A 20,222-nucleotide genomic window follows, 5' to 3' on the forward strand; every position below is an offset into this window, starting at 1 on the left:
GCTGCACTGCCGTGGAGACAAGCCGGGAATCCGTCCCGGCGGCCGGGTCACTTTTTTTGCTTCGCCAAAAAAAGTAACAAAAAAAGGCGACCCGGTGATCGCGCCCCGCTAGCGCGGGGTCCCCGTGTCAGCGGTGCCCGGAGCGGGGCGCGGCTAAACTCGCCAAGCAAAGCTTGGCTCAGACAGACGCCGCACCTTATCCGCTCCGGGCACCGCTGCCACGGCGCGCTCAACGGGACTTCACTGCCACTTCAAAAGCAACTGCAACTGCAACTGCACACCCTGCAAGCCCTCAATCAGATTGCACCCTCACAGCCGAAACAATCACGATCTATTCCGAACCCGCACCCGCACCCGCACCCGCCAGCATTCCATCCATCTCCTATACCTTCAACGCAATCGGACAACCGCGTGACCGAAAGGCCTCTCAGCCGTCACACAATCTCGCCTCACAGGAAATTAAACAGCGACAGCCCCGATACCTTCGCAAAGCTCTGCTGCGCCGCCTGCAGCTGCATCTGCTTCTGGGTCAGGTCAGTGACCGCCTTGACGTAGTCCACGTCCTGGATGTCCGACAGCTGCTCCGCATACTGCAGGTCGCGGGCGCTGCCGGCGTCGTCCAGGGTATCGAGTTCCTGCAGCCGCGAGCCGACCGAGGCGCGTACCGACAGCACGTTGTTCAGGGCATTGTCGACGTTCTGGCCGGCCACGCCGAGGTCGTAGGTGAACTGCTTGCGTTCCGCTTCCGTGGTGACCGGCGTCTCCAGCGTGGCAATCAGCTTGTCCAGCGTCTTGAACATGCTCTGCGTGCGGGCCGGCTTGATGCTCAGCGTGTCGTTCGTCGCTGGCGTACCCGACACCGTCATTTCGAGCCCGGCGGCTTCGATGGTCTGCGGGCTGGCGTAGGGGCCGGTTGCCAGTGGCGTTGTCTTGTTCGGGTCCTTGGTGGTGTCGTACACCGTGTAGGTCGGCGCGCCGCCGGGGTCTGCGCCGAACAGGACTTCGTACTGGTGGCCAGGCACGGCCTGGCTTGCATCCTGGATGGTGATGTTCGACAGCGCCGCGCTGCCAGTGCCGCTGCTCGTGCTGGAAAAAACCGCGCTGGCCGGCACGTTCATGAAAATGGCATCGCCGCTGTCGCCGGCCGGGATCTGGCGCGAGGTCCCGACCTGCAGCATCTTCTGGCCATTGTCGCCGGCATAGCTGACGGCGCCGCCATTGCTGTTGAACGGCTGGGCATTGTCCCTGAAGCCGGCGAACAGGTAATTGCCGACGCCGTCGCGGCTATTGGCCAGGCTGGTCAGTTCCGACAGCCGGCTGCGCAATTCAACGGCAATGAATTTCCGCGAGGTGTCGTCCAGGATACCGCTGCCCGCCGCGACCACCTGCGAGCGCACGTCCTGCAGCAGGCCGGTGACGCTCTGCAGCGTGCCCTCCTGCATCGACAGCGCGCTGCGGGCGCTGCTGCGGTTCTCGGTGTACTGCGTATTCATCGCCTGGCCCTGGGTCAGGTCCAGCGCCTTGGCCGCGCCAAGCGGATCGTCGGCCGGCGACAGCAGCCGCTTGCCGCTGGCGATCTGCTGCTGGACCTTGGCCAGCGATGACTGGGTGTCGCCGATGCGGCTGACATTCGATTCATACAGGCTGTTGGTGCTGATGCGCATCGTTTTCCTCCTCAGCGGCCCAGCGAGAGCAGCACGTCGAACATGTCGCTGGCGGTCTTCATGACCTTGCCCGCGGCCTGATAGGCCTGCTGGTAGCGCAGCAGGTTGGCGGCTTCCTCGTCCAGGTTGACGCCCGACTCGGCCTGCTGCGCGTTGACCGCCGATGCCCGCAGCTGCTCGGCGGCGGCGCTGGTGGATGCCAGCTCGCGGGTCTTGTTGCCGACCTGGCCGACCAGTTGCGAATAGGCGCCCTGGAAGCTGGTGGAAGCACCGTCGGTGGTGTTGGCCGACTGCAGCGCGGCCAGCGCCAGCGCATTGCGGTTGTCGCCGGAGCCGTTGCTGCCGCCGCCCACCGTGAAGCTGTCGCCGCTGGCGGGCGCGCCGCTGATCTGCAGCTTCCAGCCGTTGTAGCTGATGTCCTCGCCGGCCTTGAAGGTCACGCCGGTGGCCGGCAGCCCCGGGCCGGTGCCGGTGACGTCGAAAGTGCTGGCGGAGGTGAAGGTGATGCCCACCGGCTGCGTCAGGTTGGCGCCGGCCGCCGTCACGGTGGGCGCGCTGATGATGCCGGTGCCGCTGTTGCCGCTGGCGGCGGCCGAGGCCAGCGGCGAGCCCAGCGCAATCGCCGCCTTGTCCGTGATCTTCACATTGATGCCGTTGCGCAGCGATGCGCCGTCGGCGGTGGGGCGCACCAGGAACTCGTCGCCCGCCGTGAGCGGGCCAGAGACGCCGAAGCTCACGCCGTCTAGCACCATGGACGAGCCGTCGGCGGGACCGTCGAACGGCTTGCCGTCGGACAGCCGCACCACCTTGTAGGCTGGCGGCGTGCCGGCAGCGGTGACCTGCAACTTGTAGTCGCTGGTGGTCAGCGCAGACGGATTGACGATGGCCGCGCTGGCGGTGGCGGCCTGGTCGCCGTTCCTGCTGCTGGGCGACACCACGGGCGCCGCCACCTTGAAGAATTCCGCGCCGGGATTGCCATTGGCATCCTGCCCCAGCACATGCTGGGCATTGAAGGACGAGGCCAGCGTGATGGCTATCCGGCCCAGCGCATTCTGCGCCTGGTCCAGCGTCTTGCTGCGAAACTCCAGCATGCCGCCCAGCTTGCCGCCGGACAGGCTTTCATCCGACAGCAGCGTGGCGCCGTTCACGGTCTGATAGGCCACCATCGGCCGGTTCGGATCGGTCGGCGACTGCGCCATCGACAGGTCATAGGTCTTGGTGCCCACCACCAGCGGCTGGCCGCTGCCTATCATCACGTTGTAGATCGCGCCCTGCTTCACCACGCTGACCTTGACTTCCTTGGACAGCTCCGAGATCGCCTGGTCGCGCTGGTCCAGCAGGTCGTTGGGCGTGCCGCCGCCATTGCTGGTGGCCTTTTCGATGGCGTCGTTGAGCTTGCCGATCTGCTGGGCATAGACATTGATGGCGTCCACGCTGGCCCGCATTTCGGTGGTCACGCCCTGGCGCAGTTCACCGAGCTGCGCATCCATGCTCTGGAAGCGCCCCGCCAGCGTGTTGGCCGACGACAGCATGGACTGGCGCGCCGCGCCCGAGCCCGGGTCGGCGCCGGCCGCCTGCAGGCTGGAAAAGAAATCCTGCAATACCGGCGTCAGGCCAGCCTTGCTGTCGGCCAGCATGTTGTTGACCTGCTGGATCTGGCCGTAATAGCTGCTCAACTGGGTGCTGGCGGTCTGGGTCGACAGTACCTGGGTGTTCAGAAACTCGCTGTAGACGCGGCGCACCGCCGTCACCTCGGTGCCCTTGCCGATGAAGCCGTAGCCGGCATCCTGGCCATTGACCGCGCCCTGCACCACCACCTGGCGGTTGTAGCCGGGCGTGGAGGCGTTGGCGATATTGTGTCCGGTCGTGACCAGGCCCGCCTGGGCCGCGGAAAGCGCGCTTTGACCGACGCTGAGTATGCTGGACATGATGGTCCTTCCTTGTCTCTATGGCACTGTCTACGGCGGCTTTGCGGAAATCTTTAGCCCGCCTGGTGAAATGTCCCTGGCGCCGTTGCGCCCGCTTGCCGTGCTGCCTGAGTTGTCTGCGCCGGCGCTCCAGCCAGGCGCTCTCAGGCCGACAGCGACTGCTTGATGATGCGCGACAGCTTGGCCGCGTAGTTCGGATCGGTGGCATAGCCGGCGCGCTGCAGGCCTTGGGCGAAGCTGCTGGCATCCTGGCTGTTGGCGATCACGTTCTGGTAGCGCGGGTTGTTCTTCAGGAGGCTGGCGTAATCGCGGAACGAATCGGCGTAGGAGTCGTAGGCGCGGAATTTTTCCATGCGCTTCTGCGGCACGCCGTTCACATATTCGGTGGTGGCGACCTCGACCGTCCTGCCGGTCCAGTTGGCGCCGGCCTTGATGCCGAACAGGTTGTGGCTGTTGCTGCCGTCGGCGCCGCGGATCTCGCGCTTGCCCCAGCCGGTTTCCAGCGCCGCCTGGCCCAGCATGAACTTGGCCGGTATGCCGGTGCTGCGGCTTGCCTCGTTGGCATGCTCGGCCAGCTTGTCCTGGAAGGCCTGCACATGGCCGGGCCGCGGCGGGTACTGGCGCGCGCTCGAGATCTCCAATGGCGTCGCGCCGTCCGGCGGCGTGGCCGACAGGCCGGTCTGCCTTGCGGGCGTGGCTGATGTAACTGAGGCAGCCGACCCGGCAGGCGCGGCGCCGTCCGCGTTGGGCGCGACGCCGGCGTTGTTGGAAAGCTGGCGCATCAGCGCGTCGGCCAGGCCCATGCCGCGCTTGGCGAAGTTGTCGCTGATCTTCTGGTCCAGCATCGAGGTGTACATCCGGCTCTGCTGGCTGTCGAACGGGCTGTCCTGCGGCGTGGCGTCGCGCATCGACTTCATCACCATGTTCATGAACAGCGACTCGAACTGCTGGGCCGCGGCGCGCAGCGCTTCCGGCGAATCCTGCTTGCCGGCGCGGCGCAGCGCCGGCAGGTCGGCGCCGTCGGTGGTGATGCGGGGGTTCTGGCTGATCATGCGCTGGCCCGTCCTTGGTTCGTCAAATGATTTCCAGTTCGGCGCGCAGCGAGCCCGAGGCCTTCATCGCCTGCAGGATGGCCAGCAGGTCCTGCGGCGAGGCGCCGATCGCATTCAGGGCCTTGACCACGTCGGCCAGCGAGGCGGCCTGCTTCAGCAGCACCACCTGGCCCGGGTCCTTCTTGATCTCGATCGCGGAGTTCTGCACCACCACGGTCTGGCCGTTCGACAGCGGCGCCGGCTGGCTGGGCGTGTTTTCGGTATTGATGATCACCGACAGGTTGCCATGCGATACCGCGCAGGTGTCGAGCGTGACCGACTGGTTCATCACCACCGAGCCGGTGCGGGCATTCAGGATCACCCTGGCCGCGACCTGGGCCGGCGTCACGCTCAGGCTTTCCAGCGCGCCGAGAAAGGCCACGCGCTCGTCGCTGCCGGCGGGCGTGCGCACCCGGATCACGCGGCCGTCCTGGGCGGAGGCGGTGTCGGCGCCGAAGCGGCGGTTGACCGCTTCCACCACCCGGCTGGCGGTGGAGAAGTCGCTGTCGTTCAATTCCAGCGTGACCATGTTGTTCTGGCCCAGCGAACTGGCCACTGCGCGCTCCACCGTGGCGCCGCTGGAAATGCGGCCCACGCTCAGGTGGTTGACCTGTGCCTTGCTGCCATTGGCCGCCGCGCCGACGCCGCCCACCAGCACATTGCCCTGGGCCATGCCGTAGATCTGGCCGTCCGCGCCCTTCAGTGGCGTCATCAGCAGCGTGCCGCCGCGCAGGCTCTTGGCATTGCCCATCGACGACACCGTCACGTCCAGTGTCTGGCCTGGCTGCGCAAAGGCCGGCAGCGAGGTGGTGACCATCACCGCGGCCACGTTCTTCAATTGCAGCTGGCCGGTCGGCGGCAGGTTCACGCCCATCTGCTGCAGCATGCTGACCACGCTCTGCACGGTGAATGGCGTCTGCGTGGTCTGGTCGCCGCTGCCGTCGAGGCCCACCACCAGGCCATAGCCGATCAGCTGGTTCTGGCGCACGCCGCCGATGCTGGCCAGGTCTTTCAGGCGCTCGGCCTGCGCGCCGGCGCTGCCGGCGATGAGCGCGCCGCACAGCAGCGCCTTGAGCAGAAGATTCATTTGCATGGAGGGCATTCTCAGAACGGCATCACGCTCAGGAAGAAGCGGCCCAGCTGGGATGCCACTTCCACCGGGTCGATGCGGGTATTGCTGCGGTATTCGAGGCGGGCGTCGGCGACCTGGGTCGACGCCACCTGGTTGCCGTTGAGGATGGTGTCCGGATTCACGGTGCCGGAGAAGCGGATGTACTCGGCGCCCTTGTCGAACGCCACCTGCTTCTCGCCGCTGACGGCCAGGTAGCCATTGGGCAGCACTTCATTGACGGTCACGGCCAGCGTGCCGGTGAAGGTATTGCTGGAGTTGGACGCTTCCTTGTCCTCGAACTTGTTGGCGCCCTTCGCATCCACGCCCATGCGGCCGGTGACGGCGGTGTTCAGGCCAAGCAGCTTGCCGACCGAGAAGCTGCTGCTGCCGGTCTTGCTGCCGGTGTCGGTGCCGGTCTTGCCGGCGCTGGTCTTTTCATTGATGACGATGGTCAGCGCATCGCCCACATGGCGGGCGCGGCGGTCCTCGAACAGCGGCCGGTAGCTGGCGGTCTGGAAGATCGCGCCGTTGGCCGGCAGGGGCGCGGCGACCGGCTGCGCGCGCGCGCTGGTCGGGCGCTGGACGATGGAGTCCGGCACGGTATTGCAGGCGCATAGCAGCAGCGCCGGCAGGGCGGCCCGGGCGAAGAAGGAAATGGCGTTGTTCATGTGTGGACGATGGCGCTTCAGAGCTGGGTCAGCTTCTGCAGCATCTGGTCGGATGTGGTGATCGCCTTGCTGTTGATTTCATAGGCGCGCTGGGTCTGGATCATGTTGACCAGCTCCTCGGCCACATTGACGTTGGAGGTTTCCACATAGCCCTGCGTGACCATGCCGGCGCCGTTGGTGCCGGGCGTATTGGTGCTCGGGTTGCCGGAGGCGGTGGTCTCGACATACAGGTTTTCGCCGCGGCTTTCCAGGCCGGCCGCATTGATGAAGGTGGCCAGCTGCAGCTGGCCGACCTGGGTTGCGTTGGCGCTGCCCGGCTGGGTCACCGACACCGTGCCGTCGCGGCCGATGGAGATGCTTTGCGCGTTGGCCGGGATGGTGATGGCGGGCTGGATCACGAAGCCGCTGGACGTCACCATCTGCCCTTGGTTATCGACCTGGAAGGAGCCGTCGCGGGTATAGGCGGTGGTGCCGTCGGGCATCAGCACCTGGAAGAAGCCGCTGCCCTGGATCGCCAGGTCCTTGTCATTGCTGGTCTGCTGCAGATTGCCCTGGGTGAAGATGCGCTCGGTGGCGACGGTCCGCACGCCGGTGCCGACCTGCAGGCCGGATGGCAGCTGGGTCTGCTGCGAGGTCTGCGCGCCGGGCTGGCGCAGATTCTGGTACAGCAGGTCCTCGAACACGGCGCGCGAGCGCTTGAAGCCGCTGGTGCTGACATTGGCCAGGTTGTTGGCGATGGTGTCCATCTGCGTCTGCTGCGCATCCAGGCCGGTCTTGGCTATCCACAGGGATCGAATCATGACTAACTCCGTCGCGGCGCGGCCGCTTCTTGTTGGCTAGTCTTTATTGTCTTGCAGAAACCCTTAATTCAAAGCGAGGAGTTGACTGGCTTTTGTCTCGTTACTCTCGGCGTTCTTCATCAGGTTCATTTGCATTTCGAACTGGCGGGCCAAGCTGATCATGTTGACCATGGCGTCCACGGTATTGACGTTGCTGCCTTCGAGCGCGCCGCCGATGATGTTGACTGCCGCATCGGCATCGGCCGCGCCGCCGTCCCTGGTGCGGAACAGCCCGTCGCTGCCGCGCGCCAGGTTGTTTTCCGCCGGGTTGACCAGCTTGATGCGGCCCAGCACGGTGGGCGGCTGGTTGGCCGCCATGCCGGTGATGGTGCCGTCCTTGGCGACCGCTATGCGGGTATCGGGCGGGATGCTGATCGGACCGGCATCGCCCAGCACCGCGTCGCCGCGCTGGGTAAGCAGCTGGCCGTTCTCGGACAGCTTCAGGCTGCCATGGCGGGTATAGGCTTCGGCGCCGTCGGCGGTCTGCACCGCCAGCCAGCCCTTGCCCTGGATGGCGACATCGAGCTCGCGCGCGGTCTGCTGTATCGGGCCGGGGGTGAAGTCGGTGGCGACGGTGGCGTCGACCACGAAGGCCCGGGTGGGGAGTTCGTTGCCGACCACCGGGACGGCGCGGAAGGCGTCGATCTGGGCGCGAAAGCCGGTGGTGGTGGCGTTGGCGAGGTTGTTGGAGTTGTTGGCCTGCTGTTCAAGGATGTGTTTTGCGCCGGTCATGGCGGTGTAGATCAGACGGTCCATTTCATTTCCTTTCAACGCTTCGTTTCGGGCAGGGCGGCTGATGTGATGCGCGCCCTGCGTTTGTCGCTTTTGGCTCCGCGCAGCGACAGTTGCGGTTGCGGTTGCGGTTGCGGTTGCGGTTGCGGTTGCGGTTGCGGTTGCGGTTGCGGTTGCGGTTGCGGTGCCTTTGCCTTTGCCGTTGCCGTTGCCGTTGCCGTTGCCGTTGCCGTGAAATCCCGTTGAGCGCGCCGTGTCAGCGGTGCCCGGAGCGGGAAAAGGTGCGGCGTCTGTCTGAGCCAAGCGCAGCTTGGCGAGTTTAGCCGCGCCCCGCTCCGGGTACCGCTGACACGGGGACCCTCGCGCAGCGAGGGCGCGATCACCGGGGCGCCTTTTTTTGGTTACTTTTTTTGGCGAAGCAAAAAAAGTGACCCGGCCGCCGGGACGGATTCCCGGCTTGTCTCCACGGCAGTGCAGCCGCCTTGCGTCACCCGGCAACGCACGGGCAGCACTGTCGTCTTAGCTTTTGACGTTTGTCGGCAAACTTCAAACTACAAACTTCAAACTTCAAACTTCAAACTTCAAACTTCAAAAGCAACTGCGGCTTCGCAGTGACGTCTTTACCCCTGGTAAAACAACGCCACTGCACTGTCGTCATGACCAGGCCGGGTATTCGCCCCGGCGGGCGACCTACTTTTTTTGCTTCGCCAAAAAAAGTAGGCAAAAAAAGGCGACCCGGTGATCGCGCCCCGCTGCGCGGGGTCCCCGTGCCGTCGATGCCTGGAGCGGGGCGCGGCTAAACTCGCTACGCTGCGCTGCGCTCAAACAGACGCCGCACCTTTTCCCGCTCCAGGCATCGACGTCACGGCGCGCTCAACGGGTTTAACTGCCACTTCAAAAACAACGGCAACGGCAACGGCAACGGCAACGGCAACGGCAACTGTCGCTGCGCGTACTTCAAATGCGACGGTAATCGTTGTCGTAGGGTGCAATACCCGAAGGGCATTGCACCTTCCGTCGCCGACCGGGACCGCCTTGTCGTCCGACTCCCATGTTTAACCACCGGTGCAATGCCCCTGCGGGGTATTGCACCCTACGAACTGCCGCTGCGCTTACGGCAACAGCAGCCGCCCTCCCCTTTACCTCAGATTCACCAGCGTCTGCATGACCTGATCCTGCGTCTTCACCGTCTGCGCATTGGCCTGGTACACCCGCTGCGCGGTGATCATGTTCACCAGCTCGGCCGTCAGGTCCACGTTGGAGTCTTCCACCGCCGAAGACTGCAGGGTGCCGAAGGTGCCGCTCGACGGCGTGCCCACCAGCGGCACGCCGGAGCCGGTGCTCTCGGCCCATACGTTGTTGCCCAGCGGCTGCAGGCCGTTGACGTTGGTGAAGTTGGCCAGCACCACCTGGCCCAGCGTGGACGACTTGCCGTTGCTGTAGCGGCCGGTGATGATGCCGTCGGCGCCGGTGTTGAAGCCGGTCAGGCGGCCCGAGGTATAACCGTCCTGCGACAGCGCATTGACGATGAAGGCCGAGCCGTACTGGGTGCTGCCGGTGTAGTCCACCCTGGTCACGATGTCGGAGGCGCCGGTGGCGGTGGCCGGGATGGTCACCGAGAAAGGCATCGCGTCCTTCGAGGCCTGCGTCAGCGCGCCATCCGGGCCAAAGGCGAGCGAGGCGATCTTGCCGCCGGCCGGCGAGGTCAGCACCTTGTCGTCAGCCACGCCGTATACATCCCAGGCGCCGGAGCCGGTCTTGACGAAGAAGCTCTGCATCACGTGCGAATTGCCCAGGCTGTCGAACACCGAGATCGAGGTGGCGTTGTTGTAGGTGGTCGGGTCGGCCGGGTTGAACGGCGAGTTGCTCGGCGCGGCGAGGCCGGAATCCAGGTTCACCACTTCCTTGACCAGCTTGGTGACCGAGGGCGGCAGGTCGGCGGTGTTGATCTGCAGCTTGCCCGGCGCGCCGGTCGAGAGCACGCCGGCGGCGTTGGCGCTGTAGCCGGTCAGGTTGGCGCCGGTGGCGTTGACGATGTAACCCGCCTTGTCGAGCTCGAACTGGCCGTTACGGGCATAGGTCACGGTGCCGTTGGTGTCCATGCGGAAGAAGCCGGCGCCGTTGATGGCGATGTCCAGCGCATTGTTGGAGGCGGTGATGTTGCCCTGGCTGAACTGCTGCTGCACCTTGGACAGCTTGGTGCCGATGCCCACCTGCGAGGCGCCGCCGCCGGACAGCGAGGTGGCGTACACGTCGGCGAACTGCGCCTGCGATGCCTTGAAGCCCACGGTGCTGGAATTCGAGACGTTGTTGCCGATGACTTCGAGACTCTTGGACGCGGCGTTCAGACCGCTCAGACCTTGCTGGAAACTCATGTTCTTCTCCGTTTGCTATGGGTTTGCGGGTGCGGTCAAATGATTTCGCGCACGTCGGCCATGGTGGCCGAGGCGCCGTTGGTCAGGTTGAGCTTGACGCCGGAAGCGCCGGTCGAGACGCTGCCGACCTGGCCGAAGGCCAGCGTGCCGGCCTTGATCGCCGAGCCGGCGCTGCTGGCCGTGACGTCGAAGCTGTACTGGCCGTTGGCGGCGGCAGCGCCGCTGTCGGTCTTGCCGTCCCATGCCAGCGGCAGCGTGCCGGCCGCCTGCTCGCCGAGTTCGATCTTGTGGATGGCCTTGCCGGCGCCGTCGCGGATGGTGACGGTCACCTTGTCGGCCGCCGCCGGCAGCTCGATGCCCAGCACCGCCTTGCCGTCGGCCAGCATGGCGCTGCTGCCCGGCACCAGCACGCCATGGCCGATCAGGCTGGTGGCCTGCATGGTCTGGCTGGCCTGGTAGCTGCTCTGCATGCTGGCCATGCTGGCATTGAGCTTCTCGATGCCGGTCACGGTCGAGAGCTGCGCCATCTGGCTGGTGACCTGGGCGTTGTCCATCGGGTTCAGCGGGTCCTGGTTCTTCATCTGCGTGATCAGCAGCTTCATGAAGCGGTCCTGGGTGCCGGCGATGCCTTCGGCGCTGGCGGCGCCGGCCTTGGACGGATTCATCGCATTGAGCAGCGCCGGGGAAACGGTGTTGTCGCTTATCGTGGTCATGCCTGGTTCCTTTACTGGCCGATGGTCAGGGTTTTCAGCAGCAGCGTCTTGGCTGCATTCATCGTTTCCACATTGGTCTGGTAGGAACGGGTGGCGGAAATCATGTTGACCATTTCCTCCACCACGTTCACGTTGGGCATCTGCACATAGCCCTTGTCGTCGGCCTGCGGATGCGACGGGTTGTAGACGGTACGCGCCGGCGCGCTGTCCTCGACCACCTGCTGCACCCTGACCGAGGTCGAGCCGGGCGTGGCGCCCTCCACCGCTTCGAACACCACCTGCTTGGCGCGGTACGGCTGGCCGGTGGCGCTGGTGGCGCTGTCGGCATTGGCCAGGTTGGAAGCCACGGTGTTGAGCCGGTGCCCCTGGGCGCTCATGGCCGAGCCGGCCACGTTGAAGATATTGAACAGCGACATGGCGGTTTCCCTTAACCCTGGATCGCGGTCAGCAGGTTCTTGATCTGGCTGCTGATCATCGTGATGCTGGCTTCGTAGCGCAGCGCATTGTTGGTGAACTGGTTGCGCTCGACTTCCATGTCCACGGTGTTGCCATCCACCCCGCCCTGCACGCCGGTGCGGTACAGCAGCGACGGCGCGCCGGCGACCAGCGTCGCGCCATTGGCGCCCGTTGCGGCCTGGTGGCCAGCTGTGGTCCGCGCCAGGCCCGGCGCCGGTACGGAAGGCGTGGCCGGATTGCCGCGGCCCACCGCGCCCTGCAGGGCCTGCGCGAAGTCGAAGTCGCGTGCCTTGTAGTTGGGCGTGTCGGCATTGGCGATATTCGAAGCCAGAACCTGCTGGCGCTGGGCGCCGAGCTTCAGTGCCGCTTCGTGAAACGCCAGCGCCTGATCCAGTTTTCCTATCATTCCCGCTCCTGATGGTGGAATTGCATGCTGTGCATGGTAAATAGGCGGCGACACTATCCATCGAGCAATAAAGGCGGCAAATCACGGCCTGTTTGCCGCTTTGCCGCAAGCGCCGCGCCTTACCATGCAGGCTGGAATAAAACTCGGGTCCGACTATGAAACCTCCGTACACAGCCCTGGCGGCGCTCCTCGTCCTTGCCGGCGCCGCCAGCGCGCAGACCGCGCCGGCGCGGCAGGACCATGGCGTGCTGCGCCAGACGGCCAGCCAGTTCCTGACGGTGCAGGCGGGCGGCCTGCCGGGCCAGATCACGGTCACGGTCGGCGCCATCGACCCGCGCCTGAACCTGGCCGCCTGCACCGCGCCGGAAGCCTTCCTCCCCAACGGCGCCCGCGCCTGGGGCAAGACCTCGGTCGGCGTGCGCTGCGTGGCGCCCTCGCCCTGGACCGTCTATATACCGGCGATGGTGCAGGTGCAGGGCGAATACCTGGCGGCGGCGGTGCCGCTGGCCCAGGGCCAGACCATAGGCCCGAACGACATCGCCAGGGTCAGCGGCGACCTGACCGCGCTGCCGCCCGGCATCGTCACCGAACAGTCGCAGGCGGTGGGCCATACCGTGGCCCGTTCGGTGGCGGTCGGCGCGCCGCTGCGCCAGGATGCGCTGCGCAGCCAGCAGGCGGTGGCGCAGGGCCAGGTGGTGCGGCTGGTATCCTCGGGGCCGGGATTCAAGGTCACGGCCGACGGCCGCGCGCTGGCCAATGGCAGCGACGGCCAGGTGGTGCAGGTCAAGACCCAGAACGGCCAGGTGGTATCGGGCGTGGCGCGTGCCGGCGGCACGGTGGAAGTGACTTTTTGACCTGTTGCCGGAAAGAGGGTTAAAGTTTTTGCCAGACGCGCCGTAAAGCAGACATGGCAGAGGAATGTCCCCTCGAAACGACTAAGGAAACGTCATGAAAATCAATGACTCCGGCTCCATCAAGAAGCCCGCCGCGACCGGCGTGGCCGCAACCCAGACCGGCGCCAGCAAGAGCGCCGAAAAAGCCGCCGCCACCACGGCGGCCACCGACAACGTGCGCCTGTCCAGCCAGGCCAAGGCGCTTTCCTCCACGTCGTCCACTGGCGTCTTCGACGCCAGGAAGGTCGAGGAGATCAAGGCTGCCATTGCCAATGGCACCTTCCAGGTCGACGCCAGCAAGGTTGCCGACGGCCTGATCGACTCGGTCAAGGACCTGATGACCCAGAAACGGAAATAACATGCATCCAGCGCAGCACAGCCCGGCCGCCGGCCTCTCCAGGGAACGCGAACTCGCCCGCCAGTTGCAGGAATGCCTGCAGCAGGAGCAGGCCGAACTGGTGCGGGCGGACGTGGCTGCGCTGGTGCAGACGGCGGGCCGAAAGAGCGGCATCGTCGACCAGATGAACCTGCTGGCCCAAGCCCGCATGCAGGCGCTCGCCGCCGCCGGCCATGCGGCCACCGAAGCCGGCATGCTGGCCTGGCTGGCCGCGCAGGACGATGCGGTGCGCGCCGACTGGCAGGCGCTGCTGGCGGCAGCCGCAGCCGGCAAGGAACTCAACCGCACCAACGGCCTGCTGATCCATCAGCACATCAGCCGCAACCAGGCCGGCCTGCAGGCCCTGCGCGGCGGCGGCCAGCCGGCGGTGTATGGCCGCGACGGCCAGCAGAATGTCCGCACCGCCGGCCGCAGCTTCGTCGCCGGCTGATCCGGTCAGCCGGGAAGGCAGCCCGGCAAGGCGTCAGCCCTGGCCCAGCGCCGTCTTCGACACCAGCACCCCATCCGCATCCGCATAGATCCAGTCGCCCGGCCGCACCGCCGCGCCGGCGATGAACACCTGCAGTTCCTTGTCCCCTGCGCCCTTGCGCACGCTGCGCTGCGGATGCAGCGCCAGCGCGCGGATGCCGATATCGCAGGCATTGAGTTCGGCCGAATCGCGCACGCAGCCATGCACGACGATGCCGGCCCAGCCATTCTTTTCGGCCAGCACGCCCAGGTTGCCGCCGACCAGCGCGCAGCGCAGGCTGCCGCCGCCGTCGACCACCAGCACCCGGCCATTGCCCGGCGTTTCCAGCGTGGCGCGCACCAGCACATTGTCTTCGAATACCTTCAGGGTGGCGGCCTGGCCGGAAAAGGCGGCGCGCCGGCCGAGCGCGATGAAGACCGGCGGCAGCACGGTCAGGCTGCCGCCGGCGATCAGGTTTTCATTGGCGTCGCACAGGTCGCAGGTGGAAAAGTCCATGGAAGCTCCAGAGAATGAGGGAAGTTGTTCAGCAATCTATCCAGTCCAGCAGCGGCTGCCATTGCGCAATGTCACGCTCGACCCGGGCCGGCGCCGCATCCCACAGGGTGGCGCCGAGCGCGGCCAGCTGCACATAGTTCTGCGTCTCGCGCAGATAGCCCAGCACCGGCATGCCAAGCTGGCCGACATAGTGGGCCAGCTGGTCGGCGGCGCGGGTGCGCGGATTGACCCGCATGCCGATCACGCCGACATGCAGGCTGCCGCGCCGCGTCGCCAGGCGCTGCAGGAAGGCCTCGGTGGCGAGGATGTCGAACATCGAAGGCTGCAGCGGCACCAGCAGCCGGTCGGCCACGCGCAGCGCCCGCTCCAGCTGCGGCCCGGCCATGCCGGCCGGCGTGTCGAGCACGAGATGGGTGACGCCGCGCGGCGGCCGGGCGATGCGGTCCGGGCCGATGTCCCATGGCGCAATCGCCGGCAGCCCCGCCGGTCGCAAGGCCAGCCAGGCGCGCGAGGACTGCTGGCAGTCGAGGTCGCCCAGCATCACCTTGTGCCCCTTGCGGGCAAGGCAACCCGCCAGGTTGGTGGCCAGCGTGCTCTTGCCGACGCCGCCCTTGGGATTTGCAATGACGATGACGGGCACGGCATTCTCCTCGTTTCTCTCGGGACCGGAGCGGTGAAAGGCTGCATGGACAGCAAATTTTCGTGCAAGAATAGCATGCCTTTTTCTGACCGGAGCCCGCCATGCAGCATACGCCCGAGCATTTCAATTCCATCCAGAACGGCAGCCTGCCCGGCGTGCTCGGCATGCGGGTCACCGCGGTCGGCGCCGATGGCGTGCGTGCCACCATGGCCATCACGCCGGCCCACATGGCGCCCAATGGTTTTCTGCATGCCGCTTCCATCGTGACCCTGGCCGACACCTGCTGCGGCTATGGCTGCATGTCGCAACTGCCGCAGGGCGCAAGCGGCTTCACCACCGTCGAACTCAAGAGCAACCACCTCGGCACCGCGCTGGAAGGCAGCATCGAATGCCATGCGCGCCCGGTGCACCTGGGCCGCACCACCCAGGTCTGGGATGCCACCGTGACCATCGCCGGCAGCGGCAAGACGATCGCGCTGTTCCGCTGCACGCAGATGGTGCTGTGGCCCAAGGCCTGAACCGCACCGGTCCGGCAGCCCGCCGTGGCCTGGCAGCGCCGGTTTGACACGCAAACCTGACAACGGACATTCCGCATGACATTGAAGAAGCTACTGATCGCCAACCGCGGCGAGATTGCGATCCGCATTGCCCGCGCCGCGGCGGCGCTGGACATACCCACCGTTGCCGTCTGCAGCCAAGACGATGCCGATGCGCTGCATGTGCGCCTGGCCGACGAATGCCACGCGCTCGACGGCCGCGGCGCCCGTCCCTATCTCGACATCGGGCAGATGCTGGCGGCGGCGCAGGCGCATGGCTGCGACGCGCTGCATCCCGGCTATGGCTTCCTGAGCGAGAGCGCCGCCTTCGCCGAGGCCTGTGCCGCCGCCGGCCTGGTGTTCGTCGGCCCGTCGCCACGGGCGTTGCGCCTGTTCGGCGACAAGGGCCAGGCGCGGGCGCTGGCGCGGCGGCTGGGCGTGCCGGTGCTGGCCGGCACCGATGGCCCGACCACGCTGGCGCAGGCGCATGACTTCATGGCTGGCCTGGGCGGCAACGCCGCGGCGATGGTCAAGGCGGTGGCGGGCGGCGGCGGGCGCGGCATGCGCATGGTGCGGCATGCCGATGAACTGGCCGAAGCCTTCGAGCGCTGCCGCTCCGAGGCCGTTGCGGCATTCGGCAATGGCGACTTGTACCTGGAGCGTTATCTGCCGGCGGCGCGGCATATCGAAGTGCAGGTGCTGGCCGATGGCCGCGGCGCGGTATCGCATCTGTGGGAGCGCGAATGCACGCTGCAGCGGCGGCACCAGAAACTGATTGAGATCGCGCCGAGCCCGGCGCTGCATGCGCGCCAGCGCGAGGCCATGATGGAAGCCGCGCTGCGCATGGCGCATGAAGCGGGATATGCCAGCCTGGGCACCTTCGAATTCCTGCTCAATGCCGAGGCCGATGCCGGCCCTGCCGACTGGGCCTTCATCGAGGCCAATCCGCGGCTCCAGGTGGAGCACACCGTGACCGAGCAGGTCACCGGCATCGACCTGGTGCAGGCGCAGCTGCAGATCGCCGGCGGCGCCACGCTGGCGGCGCTTGGCCTGCAGCAGCAGGACATCCCGGCGCCGCGCGGCTATGCGCTGCAATGCCGCGTCAACCTGGAAACCATGACGGCCGACGGCGGCGCGCTGCCGGCCGGCGGCGTCATTACCGCCTACGAGCCGCCATCCGGCCCCGGCGTGCGGGTCGACGGCCATGGCTATGCCGGCTACGCCACCAGCACCGCCTTCGACTCGCTGCTGGCCAAGGTCATCGTGCAGGCGCCGCACTATGCGCAGGCACTGACGCGCGCGGCGCGGGCGCTGTCGGAATTCCGGCTGGAAGGCGTGGACAGCAATCTCGCCTTCCTGCAAAACCTGCTGCGCCATCCGGCGCTGGCCGACGGCCAGGCCAGCACCGGCTTCATCGACAGGCACGCGGCCGAACTGCTGTCGACCGCGCCGCCTCCGCGCCGCCATGCGCCGCAGCGCGCCGGGGCAGGCACAGCGGGCTCGCGGGCCAGCCATTCCGCGCCGCCCGGCACGGAAGCCATCCTCGCGCCGCTGCAGGGCTCGGTGGTCAGCCTGGCGGTGCAGGCCGGCGACACGGTGCGCGCCGGCGCGCAGGTAGCGGTGCTGGAAGCAATGAAGATGGAGCATCTGGTGACGGCGCCGCTGTCGGGCATCGTGCGCCAGCTGGCGGCGCGGCCCGGCCAGGTGCTGGCCGCCGGCGACGCCTTGTGCCATATCGAGCCGGCCGATATCGACGGCGCCGATACCGGCCCCGCCGCCGAGATCGACCCCGACGCGATCCGCCCGGACCTGCGCCATGCGCTGGAACGGCATGCGATCGGGCTGGACGCGCAGCGGCCGGACGCGGTGGCGCGGCGGCGCAAGACCGGCCAGCGCACCGCCCGGGAAAATCTCGACGACCTGTGCGACCCCGGCAGCCTGCGCGAATACGGCGCGCTGGCGCTGGCCGCTCAGCGCCGCCGGCGGCCGATGGATGAGCTGATCCGCATCAGCCCGGCCGACGGCCTGGTGTCGGGCATCGCCAGCATCAATGGTGACCTGTTCGACGAGGAACGCGCGCGCTGCCTGGTGATGGCCTACGACTACACCGTGATGGCCGGCACCCAGGGCATGATGAACCACAAGAAGACCGACCGCATGCTGCGCCTGGCCGAGCAGTGGCGGCTGCCGGTGGTGTTCTTCACCGAAGGCGGCGGCGGCCGGCCGGGGGACACCGATGCGCTGCTGGTGGCCGGCCTGGACTGCACCTCCTTCGCCGCCTATGCCCGGCTGTCGGGCCTGGTGCCGCGGGTGGGCATCGTGTCGGGCCGCTGCTTCGCCGGCAATGCTGCCTTCCTCGGCTGCAGCGACGTCATCATCGCCACCGCGAACGCCACCATCGGCATGGGCGGGCCGGCCATGATCGAAGGCGGCGGCCTGGGCGTCTACCGTCCCGAGGAAGTCGGGCCGGTGGCGATGCACAGCCCGAACGGCGTGATCGACCTGGTGGTGCGCGACGAGGCCGAGGCGGTGCGGGCGGCAAAGCAGTACCTGGCCTACTTCCAGGGGCCGCTCGCGGACTGGCGCTGCGCCGACCAGCGCCTGCTGCGCCATGTGGTCCCCGAGAACCGGCTGCGGGTCTACGACATCCGCACCCTGGTGGAGACGCTGGCTGACACCGGCTCGGTGCTGGAACTGCGGCGCGACTTCGGCGTGGGCATGATCACCGCGCTGGCGCGCATCGAGGGCCGGCCGGTCGGGCTGATCGCCAACAATCCCGCCCACCTGGGCGGCGCCATCGACGCCGACGGCGCCGACAAGGCCGCCCGCTTCATGCAGCTGTGCGACGCCTTCGACCTGCCCATCGTGTCGCTCTGCGACACGCCCGGCTTCATGGTCGGCCCCGATGCCGAAGCCACCGGCATGGTGCGCCATGTGTCGCGCATGTTCGTCACCGCCGCCAGCCTGTCGGTGCCGCTGTATGCCATCGTGCTGCGCAAGGGTTATGGCCTGGGCGCGCAGTCGATGGCGGCCGGCAGCTTTGGCGCGCCCTTCTTCACCATCGCCTGGCCATCGGCCGAGTTCGGCGCGATGGGCATCGAAGGCTCGATCCGGCTCGGCTATCGCAGGGAACTCGAAGCGATCGCCGACCCGGACGAGCGCAAGCGGCAGTTCGATGCAATGGTGGCCGCGGCCTACGAGAACGGACGCGCAGTCAACATGGCGTCCTACCTGGAGATCGATGACGTGATCGACCCGGCCGAGACGCGCGGCTGGATCATGCGCGGCCTGAAGTCGGCGCCGGCGCCGGCGGCGCGGGAGGGAAAGAAGCGCGGCTTTGTCGATACGTGGTGAGATTCGGCAACGGCCCGTCCACAGGGGATCGCCTTATTGCCGCGCGCCATGGGCCAGGAGGCGCTCGACAATCGCGTGATGCCCGAGTTCGTTCGCCTTGGCCAGCGCGGTGTCCCCATTTGCGGCAACGAAGTTGACGTCGGCGCCACAATCAATCAGCAATTCCACCATGCCATCGAGACCCTTGCAAACGGCAAGCAGCAGAGCCGGCTGCGGCACGCGTTCCAGGCGCGGCGCCACCAGCGTCCGCATGAAGGGTCCGTCCTCATCCACGAATTCGGCATCCTCGGTCTTGCATCTGACCTCTCCAATACTGCGCGCCATGCGCGCATGGTGCGCCATTGCAGCTCCCCGCCCCAGCAGCGCATGGACCATGTCCGTGCTGGACAGCTCGACCGCGCATAGCAGCGGCGTGAAATAGCGCGTATCGCGGGCATTGATGTCGGCCCTGGCATCGAGCAATGCCCCGACGCAGGCCAGGCTGCCACCGCGCACCGCATAAAACAGCGCCGTGGCAGCCATCCAGTCCGGCGCATCGGGATCTGCACCGGCGGTTAGCAGGTCGTGGAGCATGTCGGCATTGCCTCTGGCAGCCGCAAGCATCAGCGGCGTCACGCTCGATGCCTCGTGCCAGAGGCAATCGACCTGCGCCCCCCCCTGAAGCAGCAGGCGCGTCATGGCCGCATCCTCCAGCGACACCGCCTCGAACAGGGCGGAACAGCCCTTCGTGTTCGGCTGGTCGATCTGCTGACGGTTCATCCGGGCAAGCAGCGCCGCGGCAGCGGCGTACTGCCGGCACAGCACAGCCACATGCAGCGCGGTGTTGCCGGCATTGTCGCGCTTACCCGCATTGGCGCCATGATCGAGCAGCGCTCCGATCACCTCTGCCGAGCCGCCAGCGGCCGCATAGATCAGCGGCGTTCGCCTTTGACCGGAGCGCGCGTTCACGTCGACGTTGGCATCCAACAGCAGATGCACGCCATGCAAATGGCCCAGACTGGCCAGTGCGTGCAGCAACATCGGACTTTTCCTCGCCCGCTGGGACAGGTCGGCGCAGGCCAGCAACGCCGCCTCGATGGCAGCCGGATCCTGCTGCCGCAGTGCAGCCTCCAGGCTGTCCTCTTCTTCCGATTCCGATTCTGATTCCGATTCCGAGGCCGCGCTTTCTTCCGTGGGTGAAGCACTGGCTTCTTCCCTGAAACGCAATCCCGTGCTTGCAGGCGATCGCGTCCGGCCTTGCGCTGACGTTGATTTCTCCAGCAACGGCGTTTCCCGCTGCTCGCTGCGCAAAGGCGCATCAGGCACAACCATTTCGGCGCCCTGCTCTGGCAGAGCTTCAGGGTGCCCGGTCCTCGCGTACCTCGACTCGCCAACGACATCAATGCGATTGTTCATTTCCTGCTTTCCTGATCGACGCGAGCCCAAAGCGGGGATCGCTGGCGCGCTTCGCCGCAG

General features: G+C 66.9%; 19 protein-coding genes. 5 read left to right on the top strand and 14 right to left on the bottom strand.

Annotated features, from left to right (window positions below; translation table 11 throughout):
* Positions 1 to 449 precede the first annotated feature (449 nt).
* The 11 genes from flgL to flgB form a co-directional block, all read right to left on the bottom strand.
* Positions 450 to 1,664 (bottom strand): flagellar hook-associated protein FlgL, encoded by a 1,215-nt coding sequence (flgL, locus tag IGW04_RS19935; RefSeq protein ID WP_194714850.1) that lies wholly within the window; start codon positions 1,662 to 1,664, stop codon positions 450 to 452.
* Positions 1,665 to 1,675: 11 nt separating this feature from the next.
* Positions 1,676 to 3,592, bottom strand: coding sequence for a flagellar hook-associated protein FlgK (gene flgK, locus IGW04_RS19940; RefSeq protein WP_228527245.1), 1,917 nt, complete (start codon positions 3,590 to 3,592; stop codon positions 1,676 to 1,678).
* Positions 3,593 to 3,735: 143 nt separating this feature from the next.
* Complete coding sequence (gene flgJ / locus IGW04_RS19945) at positions 3,736 to 4,644, bottom strand: flagellar assembly peptidoglycan hydrolase FlgJ (protein WP_194714851.1); 909 nt, start codon at positions 4,642 to 4,644, stop codon at positions 3,736 to 3,738.
* Positions 4,645 to 4,666: 22 nt separating this feature from the next.
* On the bottom strand, positions 4,667 to 5,770 hold the full coding sequence (locus IGW04_RS19950; RefSeq protein WP_194714906.1) for a flagellar basal body P-ring protein FlgI: 1,104 nt from the start codon (positions 5,768 to 5,770) through the stop codon (positions 4,667 to 4,669).
* A 17-nt stretch (positions 5,771 to 5,787) separates the two neighbouring features.
* Positions 5,788 to 6,462 (bottom strand): flagellar basal body L-ring protein FlgH, encoded by a 675-nt coding sequence (locus IGW04_RS19955; RefSeq protein WP_194714852.1) that lies wholly within the window; start codon positions 6,460 to 6,462, stop codon positions 5,788 to 5,790.
* Between the two features lie 17 nt (positions 6,463 to 6,479).
* A complete protein-coding gene (gene flgG / locus IGW04_RS19960; RefSeq protein WP_194714853.1) occupies positions 6,480 to 7,262 on the bottom strand; it encodes a flagellar basal-body rod protein FlgG in 783 nt (260 codons plus the stop codon).
* A gap of 63 nt (positions 7,263 to 7,325) precedes the next feature.
* Positions 7,326 to 8,057 (bottom strand): flagellar basal-body rod protein FlgF, encoded by a 732-nt coding sequence (flgF, locus tag IGW04_RS19965; RefSeq protein WP_194714854.1) that lies wholly within the window; start codon positions 8,055 to 8,057, stop codon positions 7,326 to 7,328.
* Positions 8,058 to 9,172: 1,115 nt separating this feature from the next.
* Positions 9,173 to 10,408 (bottom strand): flagellar hook protein FlgE, encoded by a 1,236-nt coding sequence (flgE, locus tag IGW04_RS19970; RefSeq protein ID WP_194714855.1) that lies wholly within the window; start codon positions 10,406 to 10,408, stop codon positions 9,173 to 9,175.
* 35 nt (positions 10,409 to 10,443) lie between these two features.
* Complete coding sequence (flgD, locus tag IGW04_RS19975) at positions 10,444 to 11,121, bottom strand: flagellar hook assembly protein FlgD (RefSeq protein WP_194714856.1); 678 nt, start codon at positions 11,119 to 11,121, stop codon at positions 10,444 to 10,446.
* 11 nt (positions 11,122 to 11,132) lie between these two features.
* A complete protein-coding gene (flgC, locus tag IGW04_RS19980; protein ID WP_194714857.1) occupies positions 11,133 to 11,537 on the bottom strand; it encodes a flagellar basal body rod protein FlgC in 405 nt (134 codons plus the stop codon).
* Between the two features lie 11 nt (positions 11,538 to 11,548).
* Positions 11,549 to 11,983 (bottom strand): flagellar basal body rod protein FlgB, encoded by a 435-nt coding sequence (gene flgB / locus IGW04_RS19985; RefSeq protein WP_194714858.1) that lies wholly within the window; start codon positions 11,981 to 11,983, stop codon positions 11,549 to 11,551.
* Positions 11,984 to 12,138: 155 nt separating this feature from the next.
* Between flgB and flgA the strand changes: the two genes are divergently transcribed.
* From flgA to IGW04_RS20000, 3 genes are all read left to right on the top strand, one after another.
* A complete protein-coding gene (gene flgA / locus IGW04_RS19990) occupies positions 12,139 to 12,837 on the top strand; it encodes a flagellar basal body P-ring formation chaperone FlgA (RefSeq protein ID WP_194714859.1) in 699 nt (232 codons plus the stop codon).
* Positions 12,838 to 12,931: 94 nt separating this feature from the next.
* Positions 12,932 to 13,234, top strand: coding sequence for a flagellar biosynthesis anti-sigma factor FlgM (gene flgM, locus IGW04_RS19995; protein WP_194714860.1), 303 nt, complete (start codon positions 12,932 to 12,934; stop codon positions 13,232 to 13,234).
* Position 13,235: 1 nt separating this feature from the next.
* Positions 13,236 to 13,703, top strand: coding sequence for a flagella synthesis protein FlgN (locus tag IGW04_RS20000; protein ID WP_194714861.1), 468 nt, complete (start codon positions 13,236 to 13,238; stop codon positions 13,701 to 13,703).
* A gap of 33 nt (positions 13,704 to 13,736) precedes the next feature.
* On the opposite strand, the gene rraA is transcribed toward IGW04_RS20000, so the two are convergent.
* Together rraA and IGW04_RS20010 are read right to left on the bottom strand one after the other, a co-directional pair.
* Positions 13,737 to 14,237 (bottom strand): ribonuclease E activity regulator RraA, encoded by a 501-nt coding sequence (gene rraA / locus IGW04_RS20005; RefSeq protein ID WP_194714862.1) that lies wholly within the window; start codon positions 14,235 to 14,237, stop codon positions 13,737 to 13,739.
* Between the two features lie 28 nt (positions 14,238 to 14,265).
* The gene (locus tag IGW04_RS20010) at positions 14,266 to 14,877 is read right to left on the bottom strand and encodes a nucleotide-binding protein (RefSeq protein WP_194714863.1); all 612 of its coding nucleotides are present in this window, start codon (positions 14,875 to 14,877) and stop codon (positions 14,266 to 14,268) included.
* A gap of 101 nt (positions 14,878 to 14,978) precedes the next feature.
* Here IGW04_RS20010 and IGW04_RS20015 point away from each other — a divergent pair, with 101 nt between their 5' ends.
* A complete protein-coding gene (locus IGW04_RS20015) occupies positions 14,979 to 15,395 on the top strand; it encodes a PaaI family thioesterase (RefSeq protein WP_194714864.1) in 417 nt (138 codons plus the stop codon).
* Between the two features lie 75 nt (positions 15,396 to 15,470).
* Positions 15,471 to 18,767 carry an acetyl-CoA carboxylase family protein gene (locus IGW04_RS20020; protein WP_194714865.1) on the top strand — a complete coding sequence of 1,099 codons (3,297 nt, stop codon included), beginning with the start codon at positions 15,471 to 15,473 and terminating at the stop codon, positions 18,765 to 18,767.
* Between the two features lie 33 nt (positions 18,768 to 18,800).
* On the opposite strand, the gene IGW04_RS20025 is transcribed toward IGW04_RS20020, so the two are convergent.
* Positions 18,801 to 20,162 (bottom strand): ankyrin repeat domain-containing protein, encoded by a 1,362-nt coding sequence (locus IGW04_RS20025; protein ID WP_194714866.1) that lies wholly within the window; start codon positions 20,160 to 20,162, stop codon positions 18,801 to 18,803.
* Positions 20,163 to 20,222 lie beyond the last annotated feature (60 nt).

It is taken from the genome of Noviherbaspirillum soli, assembly GCF_015352955.1.
Lineage (GTDB): Bacteria > Pseudomonadota > Gammaproteobacteria > Burkholderiales > Burkholderiaceae_D > Noviherbaspirillum_A > Noviherbaspirillum_A soli.

Excerpts from the sequence above, each read along its gene's own strand:
- flgL (WP_194714850.1), bottom strand. The coding sequence starts at position 1,664 with ATGCGCATCAGCACCAACAGCCTGTATGAATCGAATGTCAGCCGCATC.
- flgK (WP_228527245.1), bottom strand. The coding sequence starts at position 3,592 with ATGTCCAGCATACTCAGCGTCGGTCAAAGCGCGCTTTCCGCGGCCCAG.
- flgJ (WP_194714851.1), bottom strand. The coding sequence starts at position 4,644 with ATGATCAGCCAGAACCCCCGCATCACCACCGACGGCGCCGACCTGCCG.
- IGW04_RS19950 (WP_194714906.1), bottom strand. The coding sequence starts at position 5,770 with ATGAATCTTCTGCTCAAGGCGCTGCTGTGCGGCGCGCTCATCGCCGGC.
- IGW04_RS19955 (WP_194714852.1), bottom strand. The coding sequence starts at position 6,462 with ATGAACAACGCCATTTCCTTCTTCGCCCGGGCCGCCCTGCCGGCGCTG.
- flgG (WP_194714853.1), bottom strand. The coding sequence starts at position 7,262 with ATGATTCGATCCCTGTGGATAGCCAAGACCGGCCTGGATGCGCAGCAG.
- flgF (WP_194714854.1), bottom strand. The coding sequence starts at position 8,057 with ATGGACCGTCTGATCTACACCGCCATGACCGGCGCAAAACACATCCTT.
- flgE (WP_194714855.1), bottom strand. The coding sequence starts at position 10,408 with ATGAGTTTCCAGCAAGGTCTGAGCGGTCTGAACGCCGCGTCCAAGAGT.
- flgD (WP_194714856.1), bottom strand. The coding sequence starts at position 11,121 with ATGACCACGATAAGCGACAACACCGTTTCCCCGGCGCTGCTCAATGCG.
- flgC (WP_194714857.1), bottom strand. The coding sequence starts at position 11,537 with ATGTCGCTGTTCAATATCTTCAACGTGGCCGGCTCGGCCATGAGCGCC.
- flgB (WP_194714858.1), bottom strand. The coding sequence starts at position 11,983 with ATGATAGGAAAACTGGATCAGGCGCTGGCGTTTCACGAAGCGGCACTG.
- flgA (WP_194714859.1), top strand. The coding sequence starts at position 12,139 with ATGAAACCTCCGTACACAGCCCTGGCGGCGCTCCTCGTCCTTGCCGGC.
- flgM (WP_194714860.1), top strand. The coding sequence starts at position 12,932 with ATGAAAATCAATGACTCCGGCTCCATCAAGAAGCCCGCCGCGACCGGC.
- IGW04_RS20000 (WP_194714861.1), top strand. The coding sequence starts at position 13,236 with ATGCATCCAGCGCAGCACAGCCCGGCCGCCGGCCTCTCCAGGGAACGC.
- rraA (WP_194714862.1), bottom strand. The coding sequence starts at position 14,237 with ATGGACTTTTCCACCTGCGACCTGTGCGACGCCAATGAAAACCTGATC.
- IGW04_RS20015 (WP_194714864.1), top strand. The coding sequence starts at position 14,979 with ATGCAGCATACGCCCGAGCATTTCAATTCCATCCAGAACGGCAGCCTG.
- IGW04_RS20020 (WP_194714865.1), top strand. The coding sequence starts at position 15,471 with ATGACATTGAAGAAGCTACTGATCGCCAACCGCGGCGAGATTGCGATC.
- IGW04_RS20025 (WP_194714866.1), bottom strand. The coding sequence starts at position 20,162 with ATGAACAATCGCATTGATGTCGTTGGCGAGTCGAGGTACGCGAGGACC.